Below are 26138 nucleotides of genomic sequence, written 5' to 3' on the forward strand. Positions count from 1 at the left end.
CGCCGTCCGGTTGAACGGGCGCCGTTCACATAAATATTGGAGACTGTAATGAGTTTGCGCGATTTCAAGATAGGCACCCGGCTGGGGATAGGTTTTGGCAGCATCCTCGCCATCCTGGTGGTGGTGATCGTTTCGGCGAATGCACTGAATTATCGTAACAAGGCCCAGTTGCTCACGGGCCTGGCACTGGCCAGCGAAAAAAATACGCAGGCGTCGCTGATGAAAAGCGCGATGCTGGAAACCGGTATCGCCATGCGCAATATCGGCTTGCAGGGCGATGTGGGCCTGATGCAGGTGGAAGAGGGCAAGGTGCGCGAGCAGCGCAAGCTGTACGACGGCGCGCGCGGCAAGCTGTCCAGCCTGGGCCTGTCCGATGGCGAGAAGACGCTGCTGGCCAATATCGCCAGGGTCGACGGCGAAGTCGATGCCGCCTTCAAGGAGGCGATGGGGCAGGTGCTGGCGTTTAACAGCGAGGGCGCGGCGAAGGTGATTGCCACCCGCATCGACCCCTTGAACAAGACGACCCTGGCCGATATCAACAAGCTGCTCGACTTGCAGCATGTGGCGCAGCAAAGCTTCATGGACGATTCGCTGGCGGCCGATGCGCGCCTGATGACGGTACTGTTCATCCTGGGCGGCGCGGCGGTGGCGATCGGCGCCTGGTGCGCCATCTTCATCACGCGCTCGATCACGGTGCCGCTGTCGGGCGCCTTGGCGGTGGCCCAGAAGGTGGCTGCAGGCGAGCTGACGTCGCGCGTGGTGGTCGAGGGCAAGGATGAAACGAGCGCGCTGCAGCAGGCGCTCAAGGACATGAACGAGAGCCTGGTGCAGACGGTCAGCGACGTGCGCAATGGGACGGACACCATCACCGTGGCATCGCGCGAGATCGCCAGCGGCAATGCGGACCTGTCGGCGCGCACGGAAACGCAGGCCAGTTCGCTCGAAGAGACGGCGTCGTCGATGGAAGAGCTGACGTCGACCGTGAAGCAGAACGCGGACAACGCGCGCCAGGCCAACCAGCTGGCCGTGTCGGCATCGTCGGTGGCGGAGCAGGGCGGCAAGGTGGTGGCGCAAGTGGTCGATACCATGGGTTCCATCAAGGATAGCTCGCGCAAGATCGTCGACATCATCGGCGTCATTGACGGCATCGCGTTCCAGACGAATATCCTGGCGCTGAATGCGGCCGTCGAAGCGGCGCGCGCAGGCGAGCAGGGACGCGGCTTTGCGGTGGTGGCGTCGGAAGTGCGCAATCTGGCGCAACGCTCCGCTGGCGCCGCGAAAGAGATCAAGGGCCTGATCGGCGACTCGGTCGACAAGGTCGATGCGGGCAGCCGCCTGGTGGACGAGGCGGGACAGACCATGGGCCTGATCGTCACGTCGATCCGGCAGGTGGCCGACATCATGGGCGAGATCACGGCGGCAACGCAGGAACAGAGCCATGGCATCGAGGAAGTCAACCAGGCCATCGCGCAGATGGACCAGATGACGCAGCAAAATGCGGCGCTGGTCGAGGAAGCGGCGGCGGCGGCCGAAAGCATGCAGGAGCAGGCGCAGAAACTGGCCGATGCCGTCAGCATCTTCAAGCTGGACGGCGAGAGCGCGGCGCAGGCGGCAGTGCAAGCACCCGCGCCGGTGAAAGCGCCGGCACGGCCGGCACCGGGTGTGCCGGCAACGACACGGCGGTTGGCAAAGACGGCGCAGGCCGGCGCGCCACCGCCTGCGAAAAAGCTGGCGGCGGCCGGCGGCGACGATTGGGAAGAGTTCTGACGCCAACCCGGTCCCGCTAGTTATACTTGCAAAGGCATTGGTCAGAGTAGTCATAGAGAGGTAAAAACAAAATGCCGCAAACTAAAACGGATTCGGTCAAGGAATTTGATTTCACTGGCAAGGACTTCGAACGGGTCCGCGCCATGATTTACAAGCGGGCCGGCATCGCGCTGGCCGACAGCAAGCAGGAGATGGTCTACAGCCGCCTGGCCAGGCGCCTGCGCGCGACTGGCATTTCCTCGTTCGTTCGCTATCTGGACGACCTGGAAGCGGGCCGCATGGGTGACGAGTGGGAAGCGTTCACGAATGCGCTGACGACCAACCTGACGTCGTTCTTCCGCGAGGCGCATCACTTCCCGCTGCTGGCCGAGCATGTGAAAAAACTGAGCGGTCCGATCACCATCTGGTGTTCGGCCAGTTCCACCGGCGAGGAGCCGTACTCGATCGCCATGACGGTGTGCGAGGCGTTCAATACGCTCACGCCGCCCGTCACCATCATCGCCACGGATATCGACACGAATGTGCTGGCCACGGGCGCCAATGGCGTCTACAACCTGGACCGGCTCGACAAGATGCCGGCCGACCGTGCACGGCGCTTTTTCTTGCGCGGCAAGGGTGATCGCGAGGGGCAGGTGCGGGTACGCCCGGAACTGCGCCAGATGATCACCTTCAAGCCGCTCAACCTGCTGGCCGACAGCTGGCCCCTGACGGGACAGTTCGACGTCATCTTCTGCCGTAACGTGATGATTTATTTTGACAAGGCGACGCAGCGCAAGATCCTGTCGCGCTTTGTGCCGTTGATGAAGCCTGATGCCCTGCTGTTTGCGGGCCATTCGGAGAATTTCCTGTACGTGTCGGATTCATTGAAGCTGCGCGGTAAAACAGTCTATGAGCTCGACCAGCCTCGGGGCGCCGCGCCCAAGGCATCGTCGCATCGTACATGAGAGTGAAATATGAGCCTGGAATCCAAAGAGCAATTTGCCACTAACGTCTATTACGACAGGACGTTCAATTGTGACGCCGCCAAGATCTTGCCTGGTGAGTATTACTTTACCAACAAGGACATGCTGATCGTCACCGTGCTCGGCTCCTGCGTCTCGGCCTGCATCCGTGACCGTGTCACGGGCCTGGGCGGTATGAACCATTTCATGCTGCCCGATGGCGGCAGCGATCCGAATAGCCCGATTTCCGCGTCGATGCGCTATGGCACTTACGCCATGGAGATATTGATCAACGATCTGCTGAAGGCGGGCGCGCGGCGCGAGAACATGGAAGCGAAGGTGTTTGGCGGCGGCGCCGTGCTGCGCGGCTTCACGGCGATCAACGTCGGTGAACGCAATGCGGCTTTCGTCATCAATTACCTGAAGGCGGAAAAGATGCGCGTGGTGGCCGAGGACTTGAATGACATCCACCCGCGCAAGGTGTATTTTTTCCCCCGCAGCGGCAAGGTGCTGGTGAAAAAGCTGATGCAGACGCACAACGACACGCTGGTGCGCCGCGAACTCGATTACGCAAGCCGTCTCAAGGTTGCGCCCGTGGGTGGCGAGATCGAGCTGTTCTAGTAACACCAGACCAAACCTACTGCGCGTCGTGCTTTGCGGCCTGCGATGCTCACCGTGCTTCAGCACGGTTGCGCTTCTTAGCCACAAATCACTGCCGCTCGCTACGGTTTTGTCTGGCGTTTTTACCGATTAAGAATAAGGGCCGCAAGGCCTGGAAGGATAACTATGAAGATCAAAGTATTGATCGTGGATGATTCGGCGCTGATTCGCAGCGTCATGACGGAAATCGTGAATAGCCAGCCCGACATGGAAGTGGTGGGGGCGGCGCCCGATCCGCTGGTGGCGCGCGAGATGATCAAGCAGACCAACCCCGACGTGCTGACCCTCGACGTCGAGATGCCGAAGATGGATGGCCTCGACTTCCTGGAAAAACTGATGCGCTTGCGTCCGATGCCGGTGCTGATGGTGTCGTCGCTGACCGAGCGCGGTTCGGAAATCACCATGCGCGCGCTGGAGCTGGGCGCCGTCGATTTCGTCACCAAGCCAAAGATTTCCATCCAGAGCGGCATGCGCGAGTACACCGACATGATCGCCGACAAGATTCGCGCCGCCTCGAAGGCGCGCATCCGCGCGCGCACGCTGCCGTCGGCGGGCGACAGGGTCGCCGCACCGCTGCCTGCGCTGCGCAGCCCCTTGACGTCGAGCGAAAAGCTGATCATCGTGGGGGCGTCGACGGGCGGCACGGAAGCGATCCGCGAATTTTTGATGCAGATGCCGTCCGATTGCCCCGGCATCCTGATCACGCAGCACATGCCGGAAGGCTTTACGCGTTCGTTTGCGCGCCGCCTCGATTCGCTGTGCAAGATCTCGGTGCAGGAAGCGGCAGGCGGCGAAAGGGTGCTGCCCGGCCACGCCTACATCGCGCCTGGCCATTCGCACCTGACCCTGACGCGCAGCGGCGCCAACTACATGACCAAGATCGACCAGGGTGAACCGGTCAACCGCCACCGTCCCTCGGTCGATGTGCTGTTCCGTTCGGCCGCGCAATCGGCGGGTAAAAATGCCGTCGGCGTGATCCTGACCGGCATGGGCAAGGATGGCGCACAAGGCATGTTGGAGATGAAGGCCGCAGGAGCGTATAATTTTGCGCAGGATGAAGCCAGTTGCGTGGTGTTCGGCATGCCGCGCGAGGCGATCGCCATCGGTGCTACGCATGAGGTCGGCGCTCTGACGGCGTTGCCCGGCATGGTGTTGGGACACCTGGCTGCGCATGGCATGCGTGCTTTGCGCGTGTAAGCCACGTTTTGTATGATCTGGGGCAAGTTTGTTCGCCTAAAAGCAACGAAAATGCTATCCTACAACTTGCTGCCGTAGTGTCGACCATAATGTCGGCATTCATGTCGATATTATTAACAAACCGCTACAGAAACAACGGAGTTATTCATGGCTGATCCAAAGATGAAATTTTTAGTCGTTGACGATTTTTCGACGATGCGCCGCATTGTCCGGAATCTGTTGAAGGAACTGGGTTATGCCAACGTCGATGAGGCGGAAGACGGCGTGATGGGCCTGGCCAAGCTGCGCGCGGAATCCTACGATTTCGTCGTCTCGGACTGGAACATGCCTAATATGGATGGCCTGACGATGCTGCAGCATATCCGCGCCGATCCCGCACTGGCCAAGCTGCCCGTGCTGATGGTGACCGCCGAAGCGAAAAAAGAAAACATCATCGCCGCCGCGCAAGCTGGCGCCAGCGGTTATGTTGTCAAGCCGTTCACGGCCGCGACCCTCGATGAAAAGCTGAACAAGATTTTCGAGAAGCTGGAAAAAGCCGGCGCCTGATCACGGTTTGAACCGCTTCAAAAAAAACGCTGCCAGTGCGAACTGGCAGCGTTTTTTTTCGTTGGCCTGCACCTTGCTTACACCAGGCCGCCGTTGGCGCGCAAGGTCTGGCCATTCACCCAGCGGCCGTCGGGGCCAGCCAGAAAGGCCACGGCGGCGGCGATATCGTCCGGTGTGCCCAGGCGCTCCAGGGGCGCCATCTTGCTCATGCGTTCTATCATTTCCGCCGTCTTGCCGTTCAAGAACAGGTCCGTGGCCGTGGGGCCAGGGGCGATGGCGTTGACGGTGATGTTCTTGCCGCGCAATTCCTTGGCGAAGATAGTCGTCATCGTCTCAATGGCGGCCTTGCTGGCGCCATAGATGCTGTAGCCGGGCAGGGCCAGGCCAATCACGCTGCTCGAGAAGTTGACCACGCTGCCGCCGTGGCGCAAGCGCGTCGCCGCCTGGCGCATGGTGTTGAAGCTGCCCTTGACATTGATGGCGAACAGGCTGTCGAAGGTGGCGTCGTCCGTGTCGGCCAGGGCAGGCAGCGCGGGCGGCATGATGCCGGCGTTGTTGACCAGCACGTCGACGCCGCCGAAGGCCGCTTCGGCCGCATCGAACAGCGCTTGCACGTCGCCCGCATCGGCCACGTTGGCCTTGACTGCGATGGCGGCGCCGCCGTCGGCAAGCATGCTTGCCACCAGCTCGTCTGCCGCCGCCTTGCCGCTGGCGTAATTGACGACGACCTGCATGCCGTCGCGCGCCAGGCGGCGGGCGATGGCCGCGCCGATGCCGCGCGAGGCGCCCGTGACGATGGCGACCCTGGCTGGGGTGAGTATGGTATTCATGCTGCTTCTCCTGTCGGGTGGAAGGTCCGCGTGGTGTGTCCGCGAGCCGGTATGGCGATTGTGATCTTTATTGTTGCGTGGATAAAGACTGATTTGATGGTTTCAGTGTGCAATTCAGATCAACAATCCTGCACAAGTCACGGTGCCAGCGGTCGGGCAAAAGCTGCCATGCAGCTGATTGCTACGTGGAATGAAATATTTCCCAAAGTTAACTTTACACGTCAACTAAAGTGGCTCATGATCGCTGCACTATTCCACCTCTGTCCCCGCCCCCGACAAGAAGGAGCGCCACATGCGCCGAGCACCCGTATTATTCCTTGCCCTGAGCACGGCCTTGCTGGCAGCTTGCGGCGTGAGCCTTGAGCAAACCAGCGTCGCCCCTGTCGCGCCTGCCGTCGCGGAGGCGCCGGAGCCGGCCGCGCAGTTGCCTGCCGATAGCGATGGCCGGCATGCCTATCTGCACCGCGTGGGTGGCCATGATTATGTCAGCCTGAGCCAACATGGCCCGCAGGGCGGCTTGCCGATACTCACAGGGGCGCAGCGCGGTGCGCACGCCATCCGTCTGCTGGCAGCCGATCCGGCCCAGGCACGGGCCATCCTGCGCAGCCTGAGGCTGCCTGCGAACCAGCGCAAGCTGTGGGCGGGCGAGGAAATCGTGCTCGATGCGGCCAGCTATGACATGTTGCAAGCGGCACGCGGCCATCACAAACTGCTGTTTGCCGAGCTCAAGTTGGTAGGGATGGAGTAGTCGATAAAGAAACGGGGCCGAATGGCCCCGTTGTGACAATGCTTAAATTTCCAGGTTGTCGATGAGTCTGGTTTGGCCCAGCTTGGCCGCAGCCAGCACCACCAGCGGTTCGCCGGCGGCCAGTTCGGCGGCGCTTGGCGCTTGCAGGTTGGCGCGCTTGCGCACGGCGATGTAGTCCGATTTCCAGCCGCGGCCGTCGAGCAGTTGCATGGCAGCCTGTTCCAGTTCGCCCACGGCCAGGTTACCCTTGCGTACTTCCTCGGCCACGAAATTAAGTCCCTTGTACAGCTCCGGCGCTTCCGCGCGTTCGCTTTCCGACAGGTACATATTGCGCGACGATAAGGCCAGGCCATCGTCGGCCCGGTACGTTTCGGCGGCGATGATTTCCGTTGGCAGCGCGAACTGGCGCGCCATGTTGCGGATGATCATCAGTTGCTGGTAATCCTTCTTGCCGAACACGGCCACTCGCGGACCCACGCACGAGAACAGCTTGGTGACGACCGTGCACACGCCTTCGAAGAAGCCGGGACGGAATTCCCCTTCCAGGGTATTGCCCAGGTCATCGGGCGGGCGCACGCGGTATTCCTGCGGTTCCGGGTAGAGTTCCTTTTCCGTCGGCGCGAACAGCACGTACACGCCTTCCTTTTCCAGCTTGGCGACGTCGGCCGCCATGGTGCGCGGATATTTTTCGAAGTCTTCGTTCGGGCCGAATTGCAGGCGGTTCACGAAGATCGAGGCGACGACGGGGTCGCCATGCTTGCGCGCCAGGCGCATCAGCGACAGATGGCCTTCGTGCAGGTTGCCCATGGTGGGGACGAACGCCGTGCGCAGCTGTCCGCTGAGCTGGTCGCGCAATTCTTCGATGTCGGAAATAATTTTCATGGATTGCTTTCGCTAAAACCCCGTTGTACGGTGGTCAGTGACAAAGGGAAGGGATCAGGCGGGCGAATACGCCAGCCGGACGTAGATGGGGGCAAACGGTTCTGCCTGCGTGATTTCGATCAGGGTTTCCTTGGCCAGTTCCAGCAAGGCCACGAAATTGACCACCACCACGGGCACGCCGCCGGCAATGTCGAACAGCTCGCTGAACTCGACGAAGCGCGACGACTGCAAATGGCGCAGGATGCTCGACATGTGCTCGCGCACGGACAGTTCCTGGCGGCTGATGCGGTGGTGTTGGGTCAATTTGGCGCGTTTCAGCACGTCGAGCCAGGCCTGCTGCAAGTCCACCGGTTCCACGTCGGGCCAGGTGGGTGTCAGGCTTTGCTCGATGAAAATCTGCGTGCGCACGAAATCGCGCTCGAACTGGGGAATGGTGTTCAGGTCGTAGGCGGCTAGCTTGATCTGCTCGTACTCGAGCAGGCGGCGCACCAGTTCGGCACGTGGATCGCCGCCGTCTTCCTCGACGTCGCTCTTGCGCGAAGGCAAGAGCATGCGCGACTTGATCTCGATCAACATGGCCGCCATCAGCAGGTACTCGGCGGCCAGTTCCAGGTTGCTCACGCGGATCTGGTCGACATATTTCAGATATTGCAGGGTCACCTGCGCCATCGGAATATCGAGAATGTTGAAGTTTTGCTTGCGGATCAGGTAGAGCAGCAAGTCAAGCGGGCCTTCGAAGGCTTCGAGGAAGATTTCCAGCGCGTCCGGCGGGATGTATAAATCCGTCGGCATGCGCAGCATCGGTTCGCCATACAAGCGTACGATGCCTGGCGGCTCGGCGGCGGGCGCCGCGTCCGTGAGCGCTGTTGCAGATGCTGCAGGGTCGCCGCTGCCGTCGCCGCCAGTGGCGGGTTCGGGCGACTCGATGACCGCGTTCACGTCCTGGGCGTCCTGCCCGGGCGTGCCCGCCGACTCTTCAGGCAGCATCGTGCCGGTTCCAGATCTTAGTTCTTGTTCTGGTAAACGTAAGCCTGTTGCTTGACAGCCGATGCCAGCTGGCGTTCCTGCTCATCGATGCTGACGGGCGGCTTGTCCCACAGCAGGGCGCGGCCCGCTTGCTGGCCCGCTTCCATGCCAGGATTCTTGGCCTTCAGTTCAGCGATGAACAAGGTGTGGTCGGATACGTAGTTGTTGTGTTTTGCAGGCAGTTTCATATTCTCTTCTGAGTGTCTTATAGGTAAGGTCAGCCGGCCGTATTCTACCGCGCCGTGCCGCCTGGCGGGTTGTTGTATCGGCAAGTCCGGGGGCGAAATTGCTAAAAATCAATAACGCAACAAACGCCGCATCACCATCGGCGCCGGCTCGGCGGGGTTGGCGTGCGAATATTCCAGTTCTTCGGCCAGGTCGAATTCGAAGGCCGCATAAAAATCGATCAGTTTGCGCTGGTCGCGCCGCACGGCCAGGCGCAATTCCTCGGCCTGGCACGACAGGCCGTGATGAATGATGGCTTCGAGCAAGTGCTGCGAGACGTGGCTGCCCCGGTAGGCGGGCAGCACACCCATGCGTGAAATCTTCCAGATGGCGGGGTCGCTGTCGAGCGGCATCCAGCGCAGCGAACCGGCTGGAATGTCGTCGATCAGCAACAAAAAACCGCCGCCGTGGCGCAATTGCGCTTCCACTTGCTGCGCCGTCTCGTGGTGCCCGCTGGACGAGGCGGCCACCTTGCCGGCCCACGCGGCGCGGGTCAGTTCGGCCATCAGTTGTGCATCGGCATTTGTTGCTTCGCGCACCACGATATTCATCATCGGTCCTTGTGGGGCTTAGCGGATGCGCATGCCAGGTTCGGCGCCCGGCCACGGGTTCAGGATGTAGATGCCCGGATTGGCCTTCTCGTCGGCGGCGGACGCTGCCATGACCATGCCTTCCGAAATGCCGAACTTCATCTTGCGCGGCGCCAGGTTGGCCACCAGCACGGTCAGCTTGCCGACCAGTTCTTCCGGCTGGTAGGCCGAGCGGATACCCGAGAAGACATTGCGCAAGCGGCCTTCGCCCGCGTCCAGCGTCAGGCGCAGCAGCTTGTCGGAACCGTCCACCAGTTCGCAGTTGACGATTTTGGCGATGCGCAGGTCGACCTTGAGGAAGTCGTCGATCTTGATCTCGGGCGCCAGTTCTTCGATGGCGGCAGCGGTGGCAGCTTCAGGCGCTGCTGCGTCGTTGGCGGCGTCGCCGGCCGGTGCGGCGATGGCGGCGGCTGCTTGCGGCGCGTCAAACAGCGCTTCGATCATCTTCGCATCCATGCGCGTCATCAAATGGCTGTAGGCGCCGATGGTGCGGCCCAGCATGCTGTTTGCGACGGCGTCGCCGAATACTTGCGTATCCGCCCAAGTGAACTCGGCGTCGTTGAGGAACGAGGCCACGTTCTTGGCCACGCCCGGCAGGACTGGCGACAGCAGGATCGTCAACTGGCGGAACAGGATCAGGGCCGTGGTGCACACGTCGTGTAACTCGGCTGTTTTTTCCGCATCCTTGGCCAAAATCCACGGCTTGTTTTCATCGACATACTGGTTGGTGATGTCGGCGATTTCCATGATTTCGCGCAAGGCCTTGCCGAATTCGCGGTTCTCGAAGTGCGCGGCGATGCTGGCCTGGCGTTCGACGATGACGCCGTTGACGTCCACCGTCAGCGCGCGGTTGATCCAGCTTTGCGCGCCTTCCGACAGCGTTGATGCCAGCTTGCCGTCGAAACGCTTGGCGATGAAGCCGGCGCAGCGGCTGGCGATGTTCACGTACTTGCCGATCAGGTCGCTGTTCACGCGGGCGACAAAATCTTCGCCGTTGAAGTCCAGGTCTTCCACTTTCGAGTTCAGCTTGAAGGCGATGTAGTAGCGCAGCCATTCCGGGTTCATGCCCAGGTCGAGGTAGCGCAGCGGCGAGATGCCCGTGCCGCGCGACTTCGACATCTTTTCATTGTTGACCGTCAGGAAGCCGTGGACGTTGACTTTCAGTTTGTCGATCACCGGGTGATTGGCGAACTTCAGCATGGCGGGCCAGAACAGCAAATGGAAGGAGACGATATCCTTGCCGATGAAGTGGATCTGTTCCGTCGATGGGTCATTCAGCAAGGCGTCGAAATCGATGCCTTTCTTGTCGCAATAGTTTTTCAGGCTGGCCAGGTAGCCGACGGGCGCGTCCATCCACACATAGAAGAACTTGCCCGGCGCATCGGGAATCGGGATGCCGAAGTAGGGTGCGTCGCGCGAAATATCCCAGTCGGCCAGCTTTTCACCCGCTTCGCCCAGCCATTCGCTGACCTTGTTGACCATTTCAGGCTGCAAGCGGCCTGGCGTATTGAGCCAGCTTTTCAGGAATTCGAAGCAGCGCGGGTCGGACAGCTTGAAGAAATACTGTTCCGACGGCTTCATCACGGGCGTCGCGTTGGTAAACACGGAGAACGGGTTGACCAGGTCGGTTGGCTGGTAGGCCGCGCCGCACACTTCGCAATTGTCGCCGTACTGGTTCTTGGCGCCGCATTTCGGGCATTCGCCCTTGATGTTGCGGTCGGCCAGGAACATGCCTTTGACCGGATCGAAGAAGCGGTCGACGGTTTTCGTGACGATCAGGCCCGTATCGCGCAGCTTGCGGTAGATCGATTGCGACAGGTCGACGTTTTCCGGCGAATCGGTCGAATACCAGTTGTCGAAGGCGATATGGAAGCCATCGAGGTACTGGGCGCGGCCGGCGGCGATGTTGGCGACGAATTGCTGCGGCGTGATGCCTTCCTTTTCGGCGGCGATCATGATGGGCGTGCCATGCGTATCGTCGGCGCCCACAAAGTGCACTTCACGGCCGGCGGCGCCATCGCGTTGCATTCGCTGGAACCGGACCCAGATATCGGCCTGGATGTATTCCATGATGTGGCCAATGTGAAAAGCGGCGTTTGCGTAAGGCAGGGCAGTGGTGACGAACAGCTTGCGAGTCATGATTGATGCACTTTTGGGATGGATAATAGGGCATTTTAACAGCGGAAAGGCAATATGAGCAGATGCCGCGCTGGCAAGTGGTGCTTTTGCCGCCATCGCGCCATGCAAATTTGCGCTAGACTGCGCGTATTGCACATATGTAGTACACACGGAGATTTACATGAGCATCACAGTAGAAGACGTCAAGGCCGCTCTGGCCCAGGTTATTGATCCAAATACACATAAAGATTTCGTTTCCAGTAAAACCGTCAAGAATCTGAAGGTCGATGGCAATGATATTTCCCTCGACATCGAGCTGGGCTACCCTGCCAAAAGCCAGATCGACCTGATCCGCAAGTCCGTGCTGGCCGCCCTGCGCGTGCTGCCGGGCGTGGGCAACGTCAGCGTGGGCGTGTCGTCGAAAATCATTTCGCACACGGTGCAGCGCGGCTTGAAGCCGATGAGCAATGTGAAAAACATCATTGCCGTCGCTTCCGGCAAGGGTGGTGTTGGCAAATCGACCACGGCCGTCAACCTGGCCCTGGCCCTGGCGGCCGAAGGCGCCACCGTCGGCATGCTCGACGCCGATATCTATGGCCCGTCGCAGCCGATGATGCTGGGCATCAGCGGCCAGCCGAAAACGCTCGACGGCAAGAGCATGGAGCCGATGGAAAACCACGGCCTGCAAGTGTCGTCTATCGGCTTCATGATCGATCCGGACGAACCGATGGTGTGGCGCGGCCCGATGGTCACGCAAGCCTTGCAGCAACTGCTGGACCAGACCAACTGGCGCGACCTCGATTACCTGATCGTCGACATGCCGCCAGGCACGGGCGACATTCAGCTGACCCTGTCGCAGAAAGTGCCCGTCACGGGCGCCGTCATCGTCACGACGCCGCAGGACATCGCGCTGCTGGACGCGCGCAAGGGCTTGAAAATGTTCGAGAAGGTCGGCATCCCGATCCTGGGCGTGGTGGAAAACATGAGCACGCACATCTGCTCGAACTGCGGCCATGCGGAAGAAATCTTCGGCGCCGGCGGCGGCGCGAAGATGTGCGCCGACTTCGGCGTGGAATTCCTCGGCGCCTTGCCGCTGACCATGGCGATCCGCCAGCAGACGGATTCGGGCACGCCGACCGTCGTGGCCGAGCCAGATGGCCCTGTTGCCGAGATCTACAAGCAGATCGCCCGCACCATCGCGATCAAGGTGGCGGAAAAGGCGAAGGATATGACCAGCAAGTTCCCGAGTATCGTTATTAAAAACGACTGATTTAACCCAAGGCAGAGACCGGGGTCGAACCCTCAGGGTTCGACCCCGGCCCTTCATGGGTTAACAATCCGGCGCCATGGTCGTCAGTAATATGGTTTCATGCAGTCCGTGTTGTTACTAAACAAGAGGAGACATCATGCACCTGAACACTGTATTCCTGCGCCAAGCCGCAGCCGTGGTTGTTGGCAGCCTGCTGGCCGCCAGCGCCTTTGCCCAATCCGTATCATTTGTCGAGCCCGTCGATGGCGCGACAGTGACCAGCCCGTTCAAAGTCAAGTTTGCCGTCAGCGGCATGGACATCAAGCCGGCCGGCGACATGACGGCCAAGACGGGCCACCATCATCTGCTCATCAATATGGGGCCGATGAAGGCGGGCGAGATGATACCCATGGATGACAAACATTTGCATTTCGGCAAAGGTCAGACGGAAACGGACGTCACCTTGCCACCGGGCCAGTACACGCTCACCATGCAGTTCGCCAACGGCGCGCACCAGTCGTATGGGCCGGAGTTGAGTAAAAGCATCAAGGTGACGGTCAAGTAATCGCGCATATTGATTCATGTCGGCATCAGGCCGGGTTCCAGCGATGGTGCCCGGCCTTTTTCATGGTCGTGCTTCTTGTCATCATTGCGTCATACAGTTTGCGTATGCTGCCCGGTGGCCTAACTTTGGATGAGTGCATATGAGCAAGAATTTCTCCCTTTCCCGGCAACTGGCGCAGGCGCTGCTGCTGGTAGCTGGCGTGGCGGCGTGCCAGGCGCATGCGGCCAAAGTGGTTCCCACGACTGCGGCGCAGCCGAAGCTGGTGGTGGTGCTGGTGGTGGATGGCTTGCCGCAGGAGCAGGTGACGCGCTACCGCGACCAGTTCGGCCAGGGCGGTTTCCGCCGCCTGCTGGAGCATGGCGCGTGGTTCAGCGATGCGCACCAGGCGCATGGCATCACGGTGACCGCCATCGGCCACTCGGCCGTGCTGTCGGGCGCTTACCCGTACCAGCATGGCGTGATCGGCAATAACTGGATCGATCCCGTGACCAAGAAATCCGTGTACTGCACCGAGGATGGCAATTTCCACTACATCGGCGAAGCAACACAGCCCGACGACGGCACCGCGCCGACCAAGCTGCGCGTCAGCACCTTGGGCGACGAGCTGCGCTATGCCACGGGTGACAAGGCCAAGGTCGTCACCGTCTCGGGCAAGGACCGCGGCGCCATCCTGCTGGCCGGGAAAACGGGCACGGCCTATATGTACATGGAAAAGACGGGCAATTTCGCCAGCAGCACTTATTACATGCAGCAGCATCCGCAATGGGTGCAGCGCTACCAGGCAGCCAAGCCGCAGGATCGCTACTACGGCAAGAGCTGGACGCCTTTGCTGGCCGACAGCGCCTACGCCAATGACGCGCGCGAGGACATCGTGCCGGCCAAGCCGGGCGCGCGCAACACCTTCCCGTTCGCCTATTACAGCGACAGCGGCAAGCTCGATGGCGAGTACTACAGCCGCTTGAAGTCCGGTCCCTTCCTCGATGAGCTGACCCTGGAATTCGCCCGCGCCGCCGTCGATGGCGAGAACCTGGGCCGCAACCCGGCCGGCGTGCCCGATATCCTCGGCGTGAGCCTGTCCGCGCACGACTATGTGAACCATGCCTACGGCCCGGAAAGCAGGATGTCGCACGACCACCTGCAGCGCCTGGACCGCATGCTGGCCGGCTTCTTTGCCGACCTGGATAAAAAAGTCGGCATGGACAACGTGCTGGTGGTGCTGACGGCCGACCATGGCTTTGCCAACGTGCCGGAATTTGCTGAAACACGGGGCTTCTCGGCCAAGCGCATCGACGGCGCCAAACTGGTCGATGGCTTGAACCAGCACCTGGCAACGACCCTGGGCATCGATAAACTGGTGACGACGTCGTCGCTGCCGAATATCTACCTCGATTACGGGCTGGCGGAAAAGAGCGGCGTCCATCGCGCCGCGCTGGAAGACGCGGCTTCCCGCTTCCTGTTGCAGCAGGACGGTCTGGCGCAGGTCTACACGCGCACGCAAATGGAAACGGGCGCCGTCGCCACGCGCATGGACACCCTGATGCGCCGCGCCTGGAACCGCCAGCTGTCGGGCGACCTGATGGTCGTCACAAAGCCGGCCTGGTACTTCGGCAAGGGCAGCGGCGGCACCTCGCACGGCACGCCGTACACCTATGACACCAACGTGCCGCTGATGGTCTTTGGCCCGCGCTGGATCAAACCGGGCGCCTATGGCCAGTACGCGGAAGTGGTCGACATCGCGCCGACCCTGGCCCATCTGCTGCGCATACGCCAGCCATCGGCGTCGGAAGGGCGGGTGTTGACGGAGGTGGTGCGGTAAAAGAACCCAACGGCGAAAATGCCGGGGTCGGACCCTGAGGGTCCGACCCCAGGGTTTGCATGTGGGTTGGCCGTTAAAAAGGCACTACAACAGCCAGTCTATCGGCAGCAGCGACAGAATAGCCACCCCCATGCGCTTCCACACGCTGGTGCCCGGTTCCGTGTCGTAGCGCGTGGTGGCGCCGCTGGCGTCGCGGGCGATCCAGTACAGAGCGCCGTCGTCGCCCAGCAGCACCTGGTAGGCGCGCTGCGGGATGGTGGTGCGCATGGCCAGGCCCAGCTGGCTGGCCAGCGCGGGGCTGTCGATGACGAGGCCCATTTCCGTGTTCAACTCGATCGAGCGCGGGTCGAAGTTGAACGAGCCGACAAAGATGCGCCTGTCATCGACGGCAAAGGTCTTCGCATGCAGGCTCGATGCGGAACTGCCCAGGTGGCCTGGCTGCGCGCGCGCATCGCCGCGTTCCCACGAGCGGCGCGATTCATACAGCAGCACGCCCGCTTCCAGCAGAGGCTTTCTCCACTTCGCATAGCCCGCATGCACGGCCGCCACATCGGTCGCTTCCAGCGCATTCGTCAGGATGCGCACGCCCACGCCTTTTTTTGCCAGGTCGGCAAAGGCCTGTGTGCCGGATTTGCCGGGCACGAAATACGGCGACACCAGATCGACTTCCTTTTCCGGCACGCCCAGCAGGTTTTGCAGGTTTTTCGCCACGCCCGTGCCGGGCCTGGCCTTGTCCAGCACCTTGGCCGGGTCGTCGCTGACCATGCGCGTGCGCGCCCATTCGAAGGGCAGGGTGCGTTCCATCATCTGCCTGACGAAGGGCGAAGTGCGCAGCGCCTGCACGTATTCCTCGGCGGCCCTGGTGTCGTCGATGCGGTCCGCTTCGGCGGCGATGGTGGCCGCGTCGCCCTCGACTGGGCTGGTCAGCAGCAGCCGGGCCGGGTAGGCCGAGGCGCTGTTCCAATAGCGGTCGAAATCCTGCGAGACCTCGTCGACGACGGGGCCGACGGCCAGCACGTCCAGGTCGGCAAACAGCACGTCGCCGGCCGCGCCAAAATATTCATCGCCCACATTGCGTCCACCGACGATGGTGGCGTGGTTATCGGCCGTAAACGATTTATTGTGCATGCGCCGGTTGAGGCGTGAAAAATCGGTGGCAAAGGCGAGCGCGCGCGGCGCGCGGGGCACGAAGGGATTGAACAGGCGGATTTCCAGATTCTGCTGCTTGCCCAGCATGCTCAGTGTCTGGTCCAGGCCCGCCGTGTTGTTATCGTCGAGCAGCAGGCGCACGCGCACACCCCGTTCGGCCGCCTGGCGCAGGGCGTCGAACAGCAGCGTGCCCGTGATGTCCTTGTGCCAGATGTAGTACTGCACGTCCAGGCTGCGCTGCGCGGCGGCGGCCAGCAGCGCGCGCGCGGCAAAGGCGTCGCGCCCGTCGACCAGCGGGTAAATGCCGGATACGCCGGGATGCTGCGCCACCAGCGGCGCAATGGCCGTGGCTAATTTGGTCTGCGCCGTATCCGTGATGACGGTGGAGGGAATGCGGCCTTCCAGCGAAGGCAGTGAAGCGCAGCCGGCGAGGACGGCGGACAGCAGCAGGGGCAGCAGCAGCCGGGTGGCGCTGGGGAAGGGTGCTTGGGCGGGCATGGCAGGCTTTCATCGAATTGCCCCGATGTTAGCAGATGCGCATGCCCGCACGCGGGGGAGGTTTTACAGTTGTTCCAGCGCGATCAGCTCGGCCACCGTCTGGCGGCGGCGGATCAAACGGGATTGCGCCCCATCGACCAGGTATTCGGCCGCATGCGGGCGGCTGTTGTAGTTCGACGACATCGACGCGCCATACGCACCCGCGCCTTCGAACACCACGTAGTCGCCCACCTGCGCTGCCGGCAACAAACGGGTTTCCACCACGCCGCCATCGCGCTGGGTAAACACGTCGCCCGATTCGCACAGGGGACCGCCGACCACGGTGGCCTGTTGCGTGTCCAGTGCGCGGCCGTCGTGCGCGATGACCGACATTGCATGGTAGCTGCCGTACATGGCGGGGCGCATCAGTTCATTGAAGCCCGTATCGAGCAAGGTGAAGTGGTTGCCGCCCATTTGCTTGGTGGCGCGCACTTCGGCCACCAGCAGGCCCGCGTCGGCCACGAGGAAGCGGCCCGGTTCGATTTCCAGGTGCACGCGATGGCCCAGGTGCGCCTCGATCTGCTTGCGCGCCGCATCCCACAGCTGGAAGTAGTGGTCCGTGTCGACCGGCTGCTCGCCTTCGCGGTAGGGGACGGACAGGCCGCCGCCCGTGGAAATGGCTTCGATGTCGTGGCCCATGTTCTTGACCAGGTCGACCATGGTGCCGCAGACGGTTTCCAGGTGGCTGTAGTCGACGCCTGAGCCGATGTGCATGTGCAGGCCCACCAGGTGCAGGCCATGCGCGCGGATGACGGCCAGCGCCTCCGGCAGCTCTTCGTGCCAGATACCGTGCTTGCTGTTTTCGCCGCCCGTATTGGTCTTGTTGCTGTGGCCATGGCCATAGCCGGGATTGATGCGCAGCCAGATGCGGTGACCGGGCGACACGGGACCCAGCTGGCGCAGCATGTCGACAGAGCCGCAATTGACTTCGATCTTGGCTGCCGCCACGCGCGCCAGGGTGGCGCGGTCGAACAGGTCGCAGGTGAATACCAGACCGGCGGCGCCGTTGGTTTGCGCCGGCGTAAAGCCTGCCTGCAGCGCGCGCTCGATCTCGCCCAGCGAGACGGCGTCCACGTGCACGCCCGCTTCGCGCATCAGGGTGAGAAGATGGATGTTCGAGTTGGCCTTTTGCGCGAAGCGCACCGTGTCGAACTGTGCCAGCTGCGCCACGCGGGCGCGGATGGTGGCCGCGTCATACACCCACAGGGGCGTGCCGTGTTCCTGGGCGAGTTGGGCGAGGGTGGCGTCTGACACTGGTTTCATGGTGGTTGTCTTTATCGTTTGATGGGTGGTGTCGGAGGTGGTGTCGGATTGCGCGCTTTGCGCTAGTCCGACCCACGTGCCGATCATGATGCGGGTTTTCTTTGTAAACATAAAATATCCATTTAGGCCTACCTTATTCATTTATGATATGGGCATGACTATCTCCCTGCGCCATATCGAGGTCTTTCGCGCCATCATGACGACGGGCAGCGTGACGTCCGCCGCCGCCATGCTGCACACCTCGCAGCCCACCGTCAGCCGCGAGCTGGCGCGTCTCGAGCACTTGACGGGTTTGACCTTGTTCGAGCGCGAGCGGGGGCGGCTGCGCCCGACGGCCCAGGCGCTGCAGCTGTTCGAGGAAGTGCAGCGCGCGTATTTCGGCCTGGAGCGCATCGTCAGCACGGCGGCGGCCTTGCGCCAGTTCGACCAGGGGCAGCTGTCGATCGCCTGCCTGCCCGTGTTTTCCCAGTCGCTGCTGCCGCAGGCGTGCAAGCGCTTCGTGGCCGACTTTCCCAAGGTGAGCATCAGCATCACACCGCAGGAGTCGCCGCTGCTGGAAGAGTGGCTGTCGGCGCAGCGCCACGACATCGGCCTGACGGAAGTGGGCAATGCGCCGCCGGGGACCGCACTCGATACCCTGATGTCCGTCGACGAGGTGTGCGTGCTGCCCGACGGCCATGCGCTCGCCGGCAAGGCGGTGCTGCAGCCGGCGGACTTTGCGGGCCAGCCTTTCATCAGCCTGGCCGCTGTCGACCCCTACCGCCAGCAAATCGACGCCATCTTCGCGCAGGCCGGCGTGGAGCGGCGCATGGCGCTCGACACGCACAGCGCCGCCTCCGTGTGCGCCATGGTGCGCGAAGGCGTGGGCCTGGCCATCGTCAATCCGCTCACGGCGCTGGATTACGCGGGGCAGGGCTTGCAGATCCGCCGCTTCGCCGTATCCTTGCCGTTCACGGTGAATCTCGTGAAACCTTTGCACCGGCCCTTGTCGCAACTGGTCGCCCTGTTCGAGCAGGCGCTGCATGCCCAGGCGGCGGAAGTAAAAAGGCGCTTGCTGCAGCTGTGACGGCGCTTGTGGAGCGGCGGCGGTCAACAGAGTAAAATGGCGTTTTACTTATTCAAGCCTGATTACTTCGATGACCACAAACGCTACTCCCGTCCGTACCCGTTTCGCTCCCAGCCCGACCGGCTATCTGCACCTGGGCGGCGCCCGCACCGCTTTATACAGCTGGGCGTATGCCCGTCACTTCGGCGGCACTTTCGTGCTGCGCATCGAAGACACGGACGTGGAGCGTTCCACGCCGGAAGCCGTGCAAGCCATCATCGAAGGCATGAAGTGGCTGGGCCTGGACCACGACGAAGGCCCGTTCTACCAGATGCAGCGCATGGACCGCTACCGCGAAGTGGTGGCGCAGATGCTGGCCGAGGGCACGGCGTATCACTGCTACTCGTCGCCGGAAGAAGTCGAAGCGATGCGCGAGCGCATGCGCGCCGCCGGTGAAAAGCCGCGCTACGACGGCACCTGGCGTCCGGAGCCTGGCAAGACCCTGCCGGCCGTACCGGCCGGCCGCAAGCCCGTCGTGCGCTTCAAGAATCCGCTCGATGGCGATGTGACGTGGGACGACGTGGTCAAGGGCACGATCACGATATCGAACCGCGAGCTGGACGATCTGGTGATCGCCCGTCCGGACGGCACGCCAACCTACAACTTCTGCGTTGCCGTCGATGACTGGGACATGCAGATCACCCACGTGATCCGCGGCGACGACCATGTCAACAACACCCCGCGCCAGATCAACATCCTGCGCGCCATCGGCGCTCCGCTGCCGCTGTACGGCCACCTGCCGATGATTTTGGGTGCGGACGGCGAGAAGCTGTCGAAGCGCCACGGCGCCGTCAGCGTGATGGATTACCCGGAGCAGGGCTTTTTGCCGGAAGCGATGCTGAACTACCTGGCGCGCCTGGGCTGGAGCCATGGCGACGATGAAGTGTTCTCGACCGAGCAGTTCTGCGAGTGGTTCAACCTGAACCACCTGTCGAAATCGGCGGCCCAGTTCAACAATGAAAAACTGGCCTGGCTGAACAATCACTATATCAAGCAGGCCGACAACACGCGCCTGGCCGACCTGGCCCGCGCGCAGATGGTCGCCGCCGGCGCCGTCTTCGAAGGCGCACCGGACCTGGCGCAAGTGCTGGGCATGATGAAAGAGCGCGCCAACACCGTCAATGAGCTGGCTGCCGCCTCGATGCTGTTCTTCCGCGAACCGCAGCCGGAAGCGGAACTGGTGGCGCAGCACATCACGGATGCCATCAAGCCCGTGCTGGCGCAGTTTGCCGAACGCATCGCCACGGTAGAGTGGAGCAAGGAAGCCGTCGCCGCCATGATCAAGGAAGTGCTGGCCGCCAACACCATCAAGATGCCGCTGCTGGCCATGCCTCTGCGCCTGATTTTAACGGGCCAGCTGCAGACGCCGGCCATCGACCAGGTGGTGGTGATCTTCGGCCGCGAGACCGTGCTGGCGCGCCTGGCAAAGTGGCTGTAATCGCCGCGCGGAATTGAGCGTGTAAATGCAGTGCAGAAACCGCCCCTATGAAAAGTTGCTCATAGACGAAAAAGGGTATTTGCAGAGTGAAACTTCTTTGCTATACTCTTGTTTCTGCACCAACGGGGGTATAGCTCAGCTGGGAGAGCGCTTGCATGGCATGCAAGAGGTCAGCGGTTCGATCCCGCTTACCTCCACCAGCAGCAAAATCGCAGTCAGGTTTTGTTAGTCGTTGAAGTGGTGCAGATGTTGTTTGGAAGTTCCGCGGTCCCCATCGTCTAGAGGCCTAGGACATCACCCTTTCACGGTGAGTACAGGGGTTCGAATCCCCTTGGGGACGCCAGGTAGTTGTGGTATAGTAGTGGCAGTTGTTTGTACTGATTGTTGTAAGTTCAGGCCCGTAAAAAACAGGTTCTGGATGGAAAGCAAGTAGTGGAACAAAGTCGCCAAGTGCGGCTTTTATTATTTCTGCGCCCGGGGGGTATAGCTCAGCTGGGAGAGCGCTTGCATGGCATGCAAGAGGTCAGCGGTTCGATCCCGCTTACCTCCACCAATAGCGCAGAAGTAAGGCAGCAAACTGTAGAAGTAAAAATGTAGTGCCAAGGTCCCCATCGTCTAGAGGCCTAGGACATCACCCTTTCACGGTGAGTACAGGGGTTCGAATCCCCTTGGGGACGCCAGTTCAGTCTGGTGTTGTGGTAGTGAAGAAGTAGCAGTGTTTCTGCGCCCGGGGGGGTATAGCTCAGCTGGGAGAGCGCTTGCATGGCATGCAAGAGGTCAGCGGTTCGATCCCGCTTACCTCCACCAACAGCGCAGAAGTCACATGATAATCAAAGTCGCCTTGAGCGGCTTTTTTTATTTCCGGGTCACTTTCGCCATACCCCGCGGGGGAATATGGCTAAGCTGTTAGCGCGCTTGCATGGCATGCAAGAGGTCAGCGGTTCGATCCCGCTTACCTCCACCAACAGCGCAGAAGTCACATGATAATCAAAGTCGCCTTGAGCGGCTTTTTTTACGTCTGCGAATTAATCGCCATACCCCTCGGGGGAGTGTGGCTAGCTGTTAGCGTGCTTGCATGGCATGCAATAGGTCAGGGTTAGCTCCTGCCTTACCTCCGCCAACAGCGCAGAAATCACATGATAATCAAAGTCGCCTTGAGCGGCTTTTTTTACGTCTGCGAATTAATCGCCATACCCCTCGGGGGAGTGTGGCTAGCTGTTAGCGCGCTTGCATGGCATGCAATAGGTCAGGGTTAGCTCCTGCCTTACCTCCGCCAACAGCGCAGAAATCACATGATAATCAAAGTCGCCTCGAGCGGCTTTTTTTATTTCCGGGCCAATTTCGCCATCCCCTTCGGCGAGCGTGGCCAAGCTGTTAGCGCGCTGGCATGGCATGCAAGACGTCAGCGCTTGGCTCCCGCTGATGCCCATGCATGGGTTGCTGGAAGTCGAGGTGGCCGGCGGGCGGCGCATGGCCGGCAGTTATCAGCGTTCCGTTATGCTGCCCAGCGGTCGCGATAGATCAGCAGTGAAGTCGACATATTGGGTGGAAAGCCCGCGTAGCTGGTCGAGCAGTGGACGGTTGTCTCCGCGCCGCCACTGAAAAGAATAGATTACCGGCGCTGGCATTTCGGCGGCGGCGAGCGGGAGCAGCAGACCCTGGTCAACCAGCTTTTGACTCCAGCCAGTGGGCAGTATGCCGATCCCGACAGAGGCAATCAGCATGCCGGCAATGGCCCCCCAATTATTGCAACTTATACGCTCAACGGCAGCGATGCCGTGAGCCAGTAGCCAGTCATCAATCAGTCGCGTGGTGCCAGCTGATGGCGGTAAGGCAACGATGGGCTGTCCAGCGTCAAGTAAATCGGCGGCACCACGTAAGCCGGGCGGGCTGTCAGATACAGCCAGGGTTGGCGCGGCAAGCCAGATGAATTGTGCTTGGCTGACTGGTTGCGACAGGATGCCGTGGTGCGATGAGCGTCCGGCAATGATCGCAAAATCGAGCTCGCCCTTGGTGACACGGCTTTCCAGAACTGAGCCCACGTCGACATAGGGTTCGAGCGTCAATTTGGGATGCAGTGCCCGGACTTGCGCAATGAACTGCGGTAGCCAGGTCAGCGCGCTGAGTTCGCCAACACCAAAGGTGCAACGGCCAACTAGCCCGGCAGAGGGTGCGAAGGCGGTACGTATTGCGGCGGCGTCATCGAGCAGCGCCAGCGCGCGTGGCAGCAATGCCTGGCCTGCATCGCTGAGTACGGCGCGGTGGCCACTCCGGTCGAACAGATTGATGCCAAGCGCTTCCTCCAGTTCTGAAATGCGCTTGGAGAGAGACGATACGGACAAATGCAGGCGTTCGGCGGCAATCGCAAAGGTCGCGCAGGTGGCGGCCCAGTAGAACGCTTCGAGTTGCTTTAAAGTCATGGACATCACTTGTTCTCTTTTTTCGAACTTAATTGTACATAATTTTTCGCTTTTATCTAAATTGTGCTTGATCAAAAATGCTTGACAGGGCAAATCGCGTCGGTGCCAGGCGTTGGGCGGGCGGTATATGCAGGCCTTCGCCCTTCGCCAAAGTGATGCATGTAGCAGTGAAATGACGAGTTTGCTATTTTTTGAGAGGCGCAATGAACAAGAAGCGTTATGCAGTTATCGGCGGGGGGATAAATGGCCTCGCAGTCGCACGTCAGTTATTGTTGGATTTTCCCGAAGCCACGGTGGTGCTGTTCGAAAAGGAGGCGAGTGTCGCCAGTCATCAGTCCAGCCACAATTCGGGTGTGGTCCATGCCGGTCTGTACTATGAGCCGGGGGGGCTCAAGGCACGACTTTGCAGGCGCGGGGGCGAATTGATTGGCAACTATTGCCGCGACAATGCCATCCCCTACGACGAGTGCGGCAAAGTTGTCGTCGCGCTACAAGAGGAAGAGTTGCCTCGCCTGGAGGCGATTTATCGGAAAGCGCAGGCCAACGGTGTGCCTGGCGTGCGGCTGATCGGCTCAAATGAGCTGCGCGAAATCGAGCCCAACTGCATCGGCCTGGGCGCCTTGCATTCACCGAAAACGGCGATTGTCAGTTACGGTCAAATTGCGGCCCGAATCGCCGATGAAATCAGGGAGCGTGGCGGGCGCATTTGTCTGAATTCGCCGGTTGAGCGTCTGCTTGAGCAAGGCGGCGAAGTACGGGTCGAACTTGCGGACGGAGAGGTCTTCGATACGGTATTCGATCAGGCAATTGCCTGCGCGGGTTTGCAGTCAGATCGCCTGGCAGAGCGTTCGGGCGATCAGGACACGCCACGCATCGTACCGTTCTTCGGCCAGTATTACGTGATCGACGAGGCTTTCAAGTCGCATGTCAAAGGCCTGATCTACCCGGTGCCGGACCCGCGCTTTCCTTTCCTCGGGGTGCATTTCACAAAGCGTATCGACGGACAGATGACGATCGGCCCGAATGCTTTCATATCCTTCGGTCGCGAGAACTATGACGGCCGCAGCATGAACCTGGCCGACATCTTCAATTTTGCCAGCTACCCCGGCTTTTGGAAGTTTGCTGCCCGTAACCTGCCGGCGACGCTTCGGGAACTGAAGACTGTGGTCAGCGAGGCGAGCTTTGTCCGCGAGGCGGCGCGCTATGTGCCGACGCTTGCCTCGGTCGGTATTGTTCCGGCGGTTCGTGGGATCCGTGCCCAGGCAATGGAGGCCAATGGTGCGCTGGTTGACGATTTCGTGATTCGCCAACACGGCAACATTACCCACATCCGCAATGCACCGTCACCAGGGGCGACATCGTCGCTAGCCATTGCTGAATACATTGTGCGTGAAGTGATGAGGCGCTGAGTTGGCGTAGCGGACAACGTACGGTTGTCTGTCGCTCCCCAGCCAGCCCCAACTCGAACGCTCTAGGCGAAAAAGAAAAAAATTAATTCATGAAGGAGACATTTTGAACATTCAAAAAACGGAACAGGAAACCCCGGCACAGACAAAAAGTCGTCTGCGCAAAGTGGCGGCAGCGACCATTGTCGGCTCCATGTTGGAGTGGTATGACTTTTATCTTTACGCGACGATGGCGTCGATTGTCTTCAGCAAGGTCTTCTTCGATACCTCGGACCCGGCGAATGCATCGCTGCAAGCCTTTGCCACCTTCGCCATCGGCTTTGTGGCGCGACCGATCGGGGGGCTGTTCTTCGGCTACTTCGGCGACCGCTACGGGCGCAAGAAAATGTTGTTCGTTACTTTCTGTATGATGGGCTTGTGCACGACCGCCATTGGCCTGGTCCCTTCCTACGCCAGCATCGGCGTTTGGGCGCCCCTGTGCCTGGTGCTGATCCGCATTGTGCAGGGCCTGGGCGCCGGTGCTGAACTGGCGGGGGCGGCGGTAACTTCCTACGAACATGCGGCCGACAACAAGAAGGGGCGACAAGGTGCGTGGCCTGCATTGGGGCTGAACCTTGGCCTGTTGCTATCGTCGCTGACCGTTTATCTGCTGACCGTCAATGGCGACAAGTTTTTGCTTGCCGGCGGTTGGCGCATTCCCTTCATCCTCAGTTTCGTGCTGGTACTGGTCGGGCTCTGGGTGCGTGGGAGTCTGCCGGAAACGCCAGAGTATCACCACTTCGAGGAAAGCCATCGCCAGAAGAGGCCGTTCCGCGAATTGTGGAAAACCAATCTGAAGGGCCTGGGCGTCGTCTTCTTTGTCGCCATCGGTTACAACGCACTGAGCTATGTCTTCAAGACCTTCTCGCTGGCCTACCTGACCCAGTTCAAAGGCATTTCGGCCAGCGTGACATCGCTATCGGTGACACTGGCCAGTCTGGTCGCAATCTTTACCGTCCCGCTCTTCGGCTATCTGTGTGACAAGTTCAGCAGCAAGAAGCTGCTGATCGTCGGCGGCCTGCTGTCAGCATTGTTCGCGTACCCGTTCATGCAGTTGCTGGACAGCGGCGAGAACAGGCTGATTTACCTGGCGCTGATCGTCGGCACCGGGGTGCTGGCGCCGATGATGTTCGCCCCACAGGGTTCTTTCCTCAGTCGCCAGTTTGCCGTGCAAAACCGCTCGACGGGGGTTGGTTCGGGGCGTGAAATCGGCACTGCCATTGCCGGCGGTATTGCCCCGTTGTGGGCGTTATCAATGGTTGCCCAGTCTGCGACTCGTGACACGAGCGCAGTGGCCTTGATGCTCACGTGCTCCGGAGTGATCGTCGCATTGGCAGCATACTTCGACCAAGGTTATCGCTTCAGCCATTACAAGAACTGATGGCCAAGGCGGCGGGCCAAGCTTGCTCAGCTCCTCCCGCCGCCCAACCCTTATATGACGTGGGTTTGGGCCAGTACAAACGAAGGGGGGAGCAAGAGGCTTTCCTTTTGCTTGTCTGGCTGCTGTTGCTGAGGATCTGTACCTCGCCCGCGCAGCCGATCGATTGCACATTGAGCAATCGCCGCCGGGAACGGTTTCCTCCATGGAAAATAAGATGCGCCTGCGGTTGATTTTGTGAAT

General features: G+C 60.9%; 22 protein-coding genes and 5 tRNA genes. 18 read left to right on the forward strand and 9 right to left on the reverse strand.

What is annotated here, in order from left to right:
• The first annotated feature begins 48 nt into the window (after positions 1-48).
• The 5 genes from O0882_RS26305 (at position 49) to cheY (ending at position 5111) form a co-directional block, all read left to right on the forward strand.
• On the forward strand, positions 49-1767 hold the full coding sequence (locus tag O0882_RS26305) for a methyl-accepting chemotaxis protein (protein ID WP_289952763.1): 1719 nt from the start codon (positions 49-51) through the stop codon (positions 1765-1767).
• A 71-nt stretch (positions 1768-1838) separates the two neighbouring features.
• On the forward strand, positions 1839-2711 hold the full coding sequence (locus O0882_RS26310; protein WP_289952765.1) for a CheR family methyltransferase: 873 nt from the start codon (positions 1839-1841) through the stop codon (positions 2709-2711).
• A 9-nt stretch (positions 2712-2720) separates the two neighbouring features.
• Positions 2721-3329, forward strand: a complete 609-nt coding sequence (cheD, locus tag O0882_RS26315) for a chemoreceptor glutamine deamidase CheD (RefSeq protein ID WP_071078257.1) — start codon at positions 2721-2723, stop codon at positions 3327-3329.
• Between the two features lie 165 nt (positions 3330-3494).
• A complete protein-coding gene (locus O0882_RS26320; protein ID WP_071078256.1) occupies positions 3495-4565 on the forward strand; it encodes a chemotaxis response regulator protein-glutamate methylesterase in 1071 nt (356 codons plus the stop codon).
• Between the two features lie 147 nt (positions 4566-4712).
• The gene (gene cheY / locus O0882_RS26325; RefSeq protein WP_010396677.1) at positions 4713-5111 is read left to right on the forward strand and encodes a chemotaxis response regulator CheY; all 399 of its coding nucleotides are present in this window, start codon (positions 4713-4715) and stop codon (positions 5109-5111) included.
• 77 nt (positions 5112-5188) lie between these two features.
• Here the strand turns inward: cheY and O0882_RS26330 are convergent, their stop codons facing one another.
• A complete protein-coding gene (locus O0882_RS26330) occupies positions 5189-5941 on the reverse strand; it encodes an SDR family oxidoreductase (RefSeq protein ID WP_289952768.1) in 753 nt (250 codons plus the stop codon).
• 292 nt (positions 5942-6233) lie between these two features.
• Between O0882_RS26330 and O0882_RS26335 the strand changes: the two genes are divergently transcribed.
• Positions 6234-6689, forward strand: coding sequence for a hypothetical protein (locus O0882_RS26335; RefSeq protein ID WP_289952770.1), 456 nt, complete (start codon positions 6234-6236; stop codon positions 6687-6689).
• A 42-nt stretch (positions 6690-6731) separates the two neighbouring features.
• On the opposite strand, the gene panC is transcribed toward O0882_RS26335, so the two are convergent.
• From panC to metG, 5 genes are all read right to left on the reverse strand, one after another.
• The gene (gene panC / locus O0882_RS26340; protein ID WP_071078252.1) at positions 6732-7571 is read right to left on the reverse strand and encodes a pantoate--beta-alanine ligase; all 840 of its coding nucleotides are present in this window, start codon (positions 7569-7571) and stop codon (positions 6732-6734) included.
• 54 nt (positions 7572-7625) lie between these two features.
• Positions 7626-8558, reverse strand: coding sequence for a ScpA family protein (locus O0882_RS26345; RefSeq protein WP_289952773.1), 933 nt, complete (start codon positions 8556-8558; stop codon positions 7626-7628).
• Positions 8559-8575: 17 nt separating this feature from the next.
• Positions 8576-8785, reverse strand: coding sequence for a DUF3460 family protein (locus O0882_RS26350; protein WP_289952775.1), 210 nt, complete (start codon positions 8783-8785; stop codon positions 8576-8578).
• A 108-nt stretch (positions 8786-8893) separates the two neighbouring features.
• Complete coding sequence (locus O0882_RS26355; RefSeq protein ID WP_096238395.1) at positions 8894-9373, reverse strand: GNAT family N-acetyltransferase; 480 nt, start codon at positions 9371-9373, stop codon at positions 8894-8896.
• An 18-nt stretch (positions 9374-9391) separates the two neighbouring features.
• A complete protein-coding gene (metG, locus tag O0882_RS26360) occupies positions 9392-11551 on the reverse strand; it encodes a methionine--tRNA ligase (protein ID WP_289952776.1) in 2160 nt (719 codons plus the stop codon).
• A 160-nt stretch (positions 11552-11711) separates the two neighbouring features.
• Here metG and apbC point away from each other — a divergent pair, with 160 nt between their 5' ends.
• The 3 genes from apbC (at position 11712) to O0882_RS26375 (ending at position 15160) form a co-directional block, all read left to right on the forward strand.
• Positions 11712-12800 carry an iron-sulfur cluster carrier protein ApbC gene (gene apbC, locus O0882_RS26365; protein WP_289952778.1) on the forward strand — a complete coding sequence of 363 codons (1089 nt, stop codon included), beginning with the start codon at positions 11712-11714 and terminating at the stop codon, positions 12798-12800.
• 136 nt (positions 12801-12936) lie between these two features.
• Positions 12937-13344, forward strand: coding sequence for a DUF4399 domain-containing protein (locus O0882_RS26370; protein WP_289952781.1), 408 nt, complete (start codon positions 12937-12939; stop codon positions 13342-13344).
• A 139-nt stretch (positions 13345-13483) separates the two neighbouring features.
• Positions 13484-15160, forward strand: a complete 1677-nt coding sequence (locus O0882_RS26375) for an alkaline phosphatase family protein (protein WP_289952783.1) — start codon at positions 13484-13486, stop codon at positions 15158-15160.
• A gap of 84 nt (positions 15161-15244) precedes the next feature.
• Here O0882_RS26375 and O0882_RS26380 read toward each other — a convergent pair whose 3' ends face one another.
• Positions 15245-16807, reverse strand: coding sequence for a phospholipase D family protein (locus O0882_RS26380; RefSeq protein ID WP_289952785.1), 1563 nt, complete (start codon positions 16805-16807; stop codon positions 15245-15247).
• Positions 16808-16870: 63 nt separating this feature from the next.
• Complete coding sequence (lysA, locus tag O0882_RS26385) at positions 16871-18109, reverse strand: diaminopimelate decarboxylase (RefSeq protein ID WP_289952786.1); 1239 nt, start codon at positions 18107-18109, stop codon at positions 16871-16873.
• Positions 18110-18263: 154 nt separating this feature from the next.
• Here lysA and O0882_RS26390 point away from each other — a divergent pair, with 154 nt between their 5' ends.
• The 7 genes from O0882_RS26390 to O0882_RS26420 all read left to right on the forward strand — a co-directional run bounded on the left by O0882_RS26390 (position 18264) and on the right by O0882_RS26420 (position 21459).
• Entirely contained in the window at positions 18264-19175 is a 912-nt protein-coding gene (locus O0882_RS26390; protein ID WP_289952788.1) for a LysR family transcriptional regulator, read from the forward strand.
• 70 nt (positions 19176-19245) lie between these two features.
• On the forward strand, positions 19246-20652 hold the full coding sequence (gltX, locus tag O0882_RS26395) for a glutamate--tRNA ligase (RefSeq protein WP_289952791.1): 1407 nt from the start codon (positions 19246-19248) through the stop codon (positions 20650-20652).
• Between the two features lie 124 nt (positions 20653-20776).
• Positions 20777-20852 (forward strand) — tRNA-Ala (locus tag O0882_RS26400).
• Between the two features lie 67 nt (positions 20853-20919).
• A tRNA-Glu gene (locus O0882_RS26405) sits at positions 20920-20995 on the forward strand.
• Positions 20996-21129: 134 nt separating this feature from the next.
• A tRNA-Ala gene (locus tag O0882_RS26410) sits at positions 21130-21205 on the forward strand.
• Between the two features lie 51 nt (positions 21206-21256).
• Positions 21257-21332: transfer RNA gene (locus tag O0882_RS26415), tRNA-Glu, on the forward strand.
• 51 nt (positions 21333-21383) lie between these two features.
• A tRNA-Ala gene (locus O0882_RS26420) sits at positions 21384-21459 on the forward strand.
• A gap of 677 nt (positions 21460-22136) precedes the next feature.
• On the opposite strand, the gene O0882_RS26425 is transcribed toward O0882_RS26420, so the two are convergent.
• Entirely contained in the window at positions 22137-23072 is a 936-nt protein-coding gene (locus O0882_RS26425) for a LysR family transcriptional regulator (RefSeq protein ID WP_289952946.1), read from the reverse strand.
• Positions 23073-23275: 203 nt separating this feature from the next.
• Between O0882_RS26425 and lhgO the strand changes: the two genes are divergently transcribed.
• Both lhgO and O0882_RS26435 read left to right on the forward strand, forming a co-directional pair.
• Positions 23276-24481, forward strand: coding sequence for an L-2-hydroxyglutarate oxidase (lhgO, locus tag O0882_RS26430; protein WP_099375536.1), 1206 nt, complete (start codon positions 23276-23278; stop codon positions 24479-24481).
• A gap of 103 nt (positions 24482-24584) precedes the next feature.
• On the forward strand, positions 24585-25898 hold the full coding sequence (locus tag O0882_RS26435; protein WP_289952796.1) for an MFS transporter: 1314 nt from the start codon (positions 24585-24587) through the stop codon (positions 25896-25898).
• Positions 25899-26138 lie beyond the last annotated feature (240 nt).

The organism is Janthinobacterium sp. SUN073 (genome assembly GCF_030397665.1).
GTDB lineage: Bacteria > Pseudomonadota > Gammaproteobacteria > Burkholderiales > Burkholderiaceae_D > Janthinobacterium.

Coding starts and splice junctions, on each gene's coding strand:
- O0882_RS26310 (WP_289952765.1), top strand. CDS start 1,839: ATGCCGCAAACTAAAACGGATTCGGTCAAGGAATTTGATTTCACTGGC.
- cheD (WP_071078257.1), top strand. CDS start 2,721: ATGAGCCTGGAATCCAAAGAGCAATTTGCCACTAACGTCTATTACGAC.
- O0882_RS26390 (WP_289952788.1), top strand. CDS start 18,264: ATGACTATCTCCCTGCGCCATATCGAGGTCTTTCGCGCCATCATGACG.
- apbC (WP_289952778.1), top strand. CDS start 11,712: ATGAGCATCACAGTAGAAGACGTCAAGGCCGCTCTGGCCCAGGTTATT.
- O0882_RS26370 (WP_289952781.1), top strand. CDS start 12,937: ATGCACCTGAACACTGTATTCCTGCGCCAAGCCGCAGCCGTGGTTGTT.
- panC (WP_071078252.1), bottom strand. CDS start 7,571: ATGAAAATTATTTCCGACATCGAAGAATTGCGCGACCAGCTCAGCGGA.
- O0882_RS26380 (WP_289952785.1), bottom strand. CDS start 16,807: ATGCCCGCCCAAGCACCCTTCCCCAGCGCCACCCGGCTGCTGCTGCCC.
- O0882_RS26345 (WP_289952773.1), bottom strand. CDS start 8,558: ATGCTGCCTGAAGAGTCGGCGGGCACGCCCGGGCAGGACGCCCAGGAC.
- lysA (WP_289952786.1), bottom strand. CDS start 18,109: ATGAAACCAGTGTCAGACGCCACCCTCGCCCAACTCGCCCAGGAACAC.
- cheY (WP_010396677.1), top strand. CDS start 4,713: ATGGCTGATCCAAAGATGAAATTTTTAGTCGTTGACGATTTTTCGACG.
- gltX (WP_289952791.1), top strand. CDS start 19,246: ATGACCACAAACGCTACTCCCGTCCGTACCCGTTTCGCTCCCAGCCCG.
- metG (WP_289952776.1), bottom strand. CDS start 11,551: ATGACTCGCAAGCTGTTCGTCACCACTGCCCTGCCTTACGCAAACGCC.
- O0882_RS26320 (WP_071078256.1), top strand. CDS start 3,495: ATGAAGATCAAAGTATTGATCGTGGATGATTCGGCGCTGATTCGCAGC.
- lhgO (WP_099375536.1), top strand. CDS start 23,276: ATGAACAAGAAGCGTTATGCAGTTATCGGCGGGGGGATAAATGGCCTC.
- O0882_RS26335 (WP_289952770.1), top strand. CDS start 6,234: ATGCGCCGAGCACCCGTATTATTCCTTGCCCTGAGCACGGCCTTGCTG.
- O0882_RS26355 (WP_096238395.1), bottom strand. CDS start 9,373: ATGAATATCGTGGTGCGCGAAGCAACAAATGCCGATGCACAACTGATG.
- O0882_RS26375 (WP_289952783.1), top strand. CDS start 13,484: ATGAGCAAGAATTTCTCCCTTTCCCGGCAACTGGCGCAGGCGCTGCTG.
- O0882_RS26330 (WP_289952768.1), bottom strand. CDS start 5,941: ATGAATACCATACTCACCCCAGCCAGGGTCGCCATCGTCACGGGCGCC.
- O0882_RS26305 (WP_289952763.1), top strand. CDS start 49: ATGAGTTTGCGCGATTTCAAGATAGGCACCCGGCTGGGGATAGGTTTT.
- O0882_RS26425 (WP_289952946.1), bottom strand. CDS start 23,072: ATGACTTTAAAGCAACTCGAAGCGTTCTACTGGGCCGCCACCTGCGCG.
- O0882_RS26350 (WP_289952775.1), bottom strand. CDS start 8,785: ATGAAACTGCCTGCAAAACACAACAACTACGTATCCGACCACACCTTG.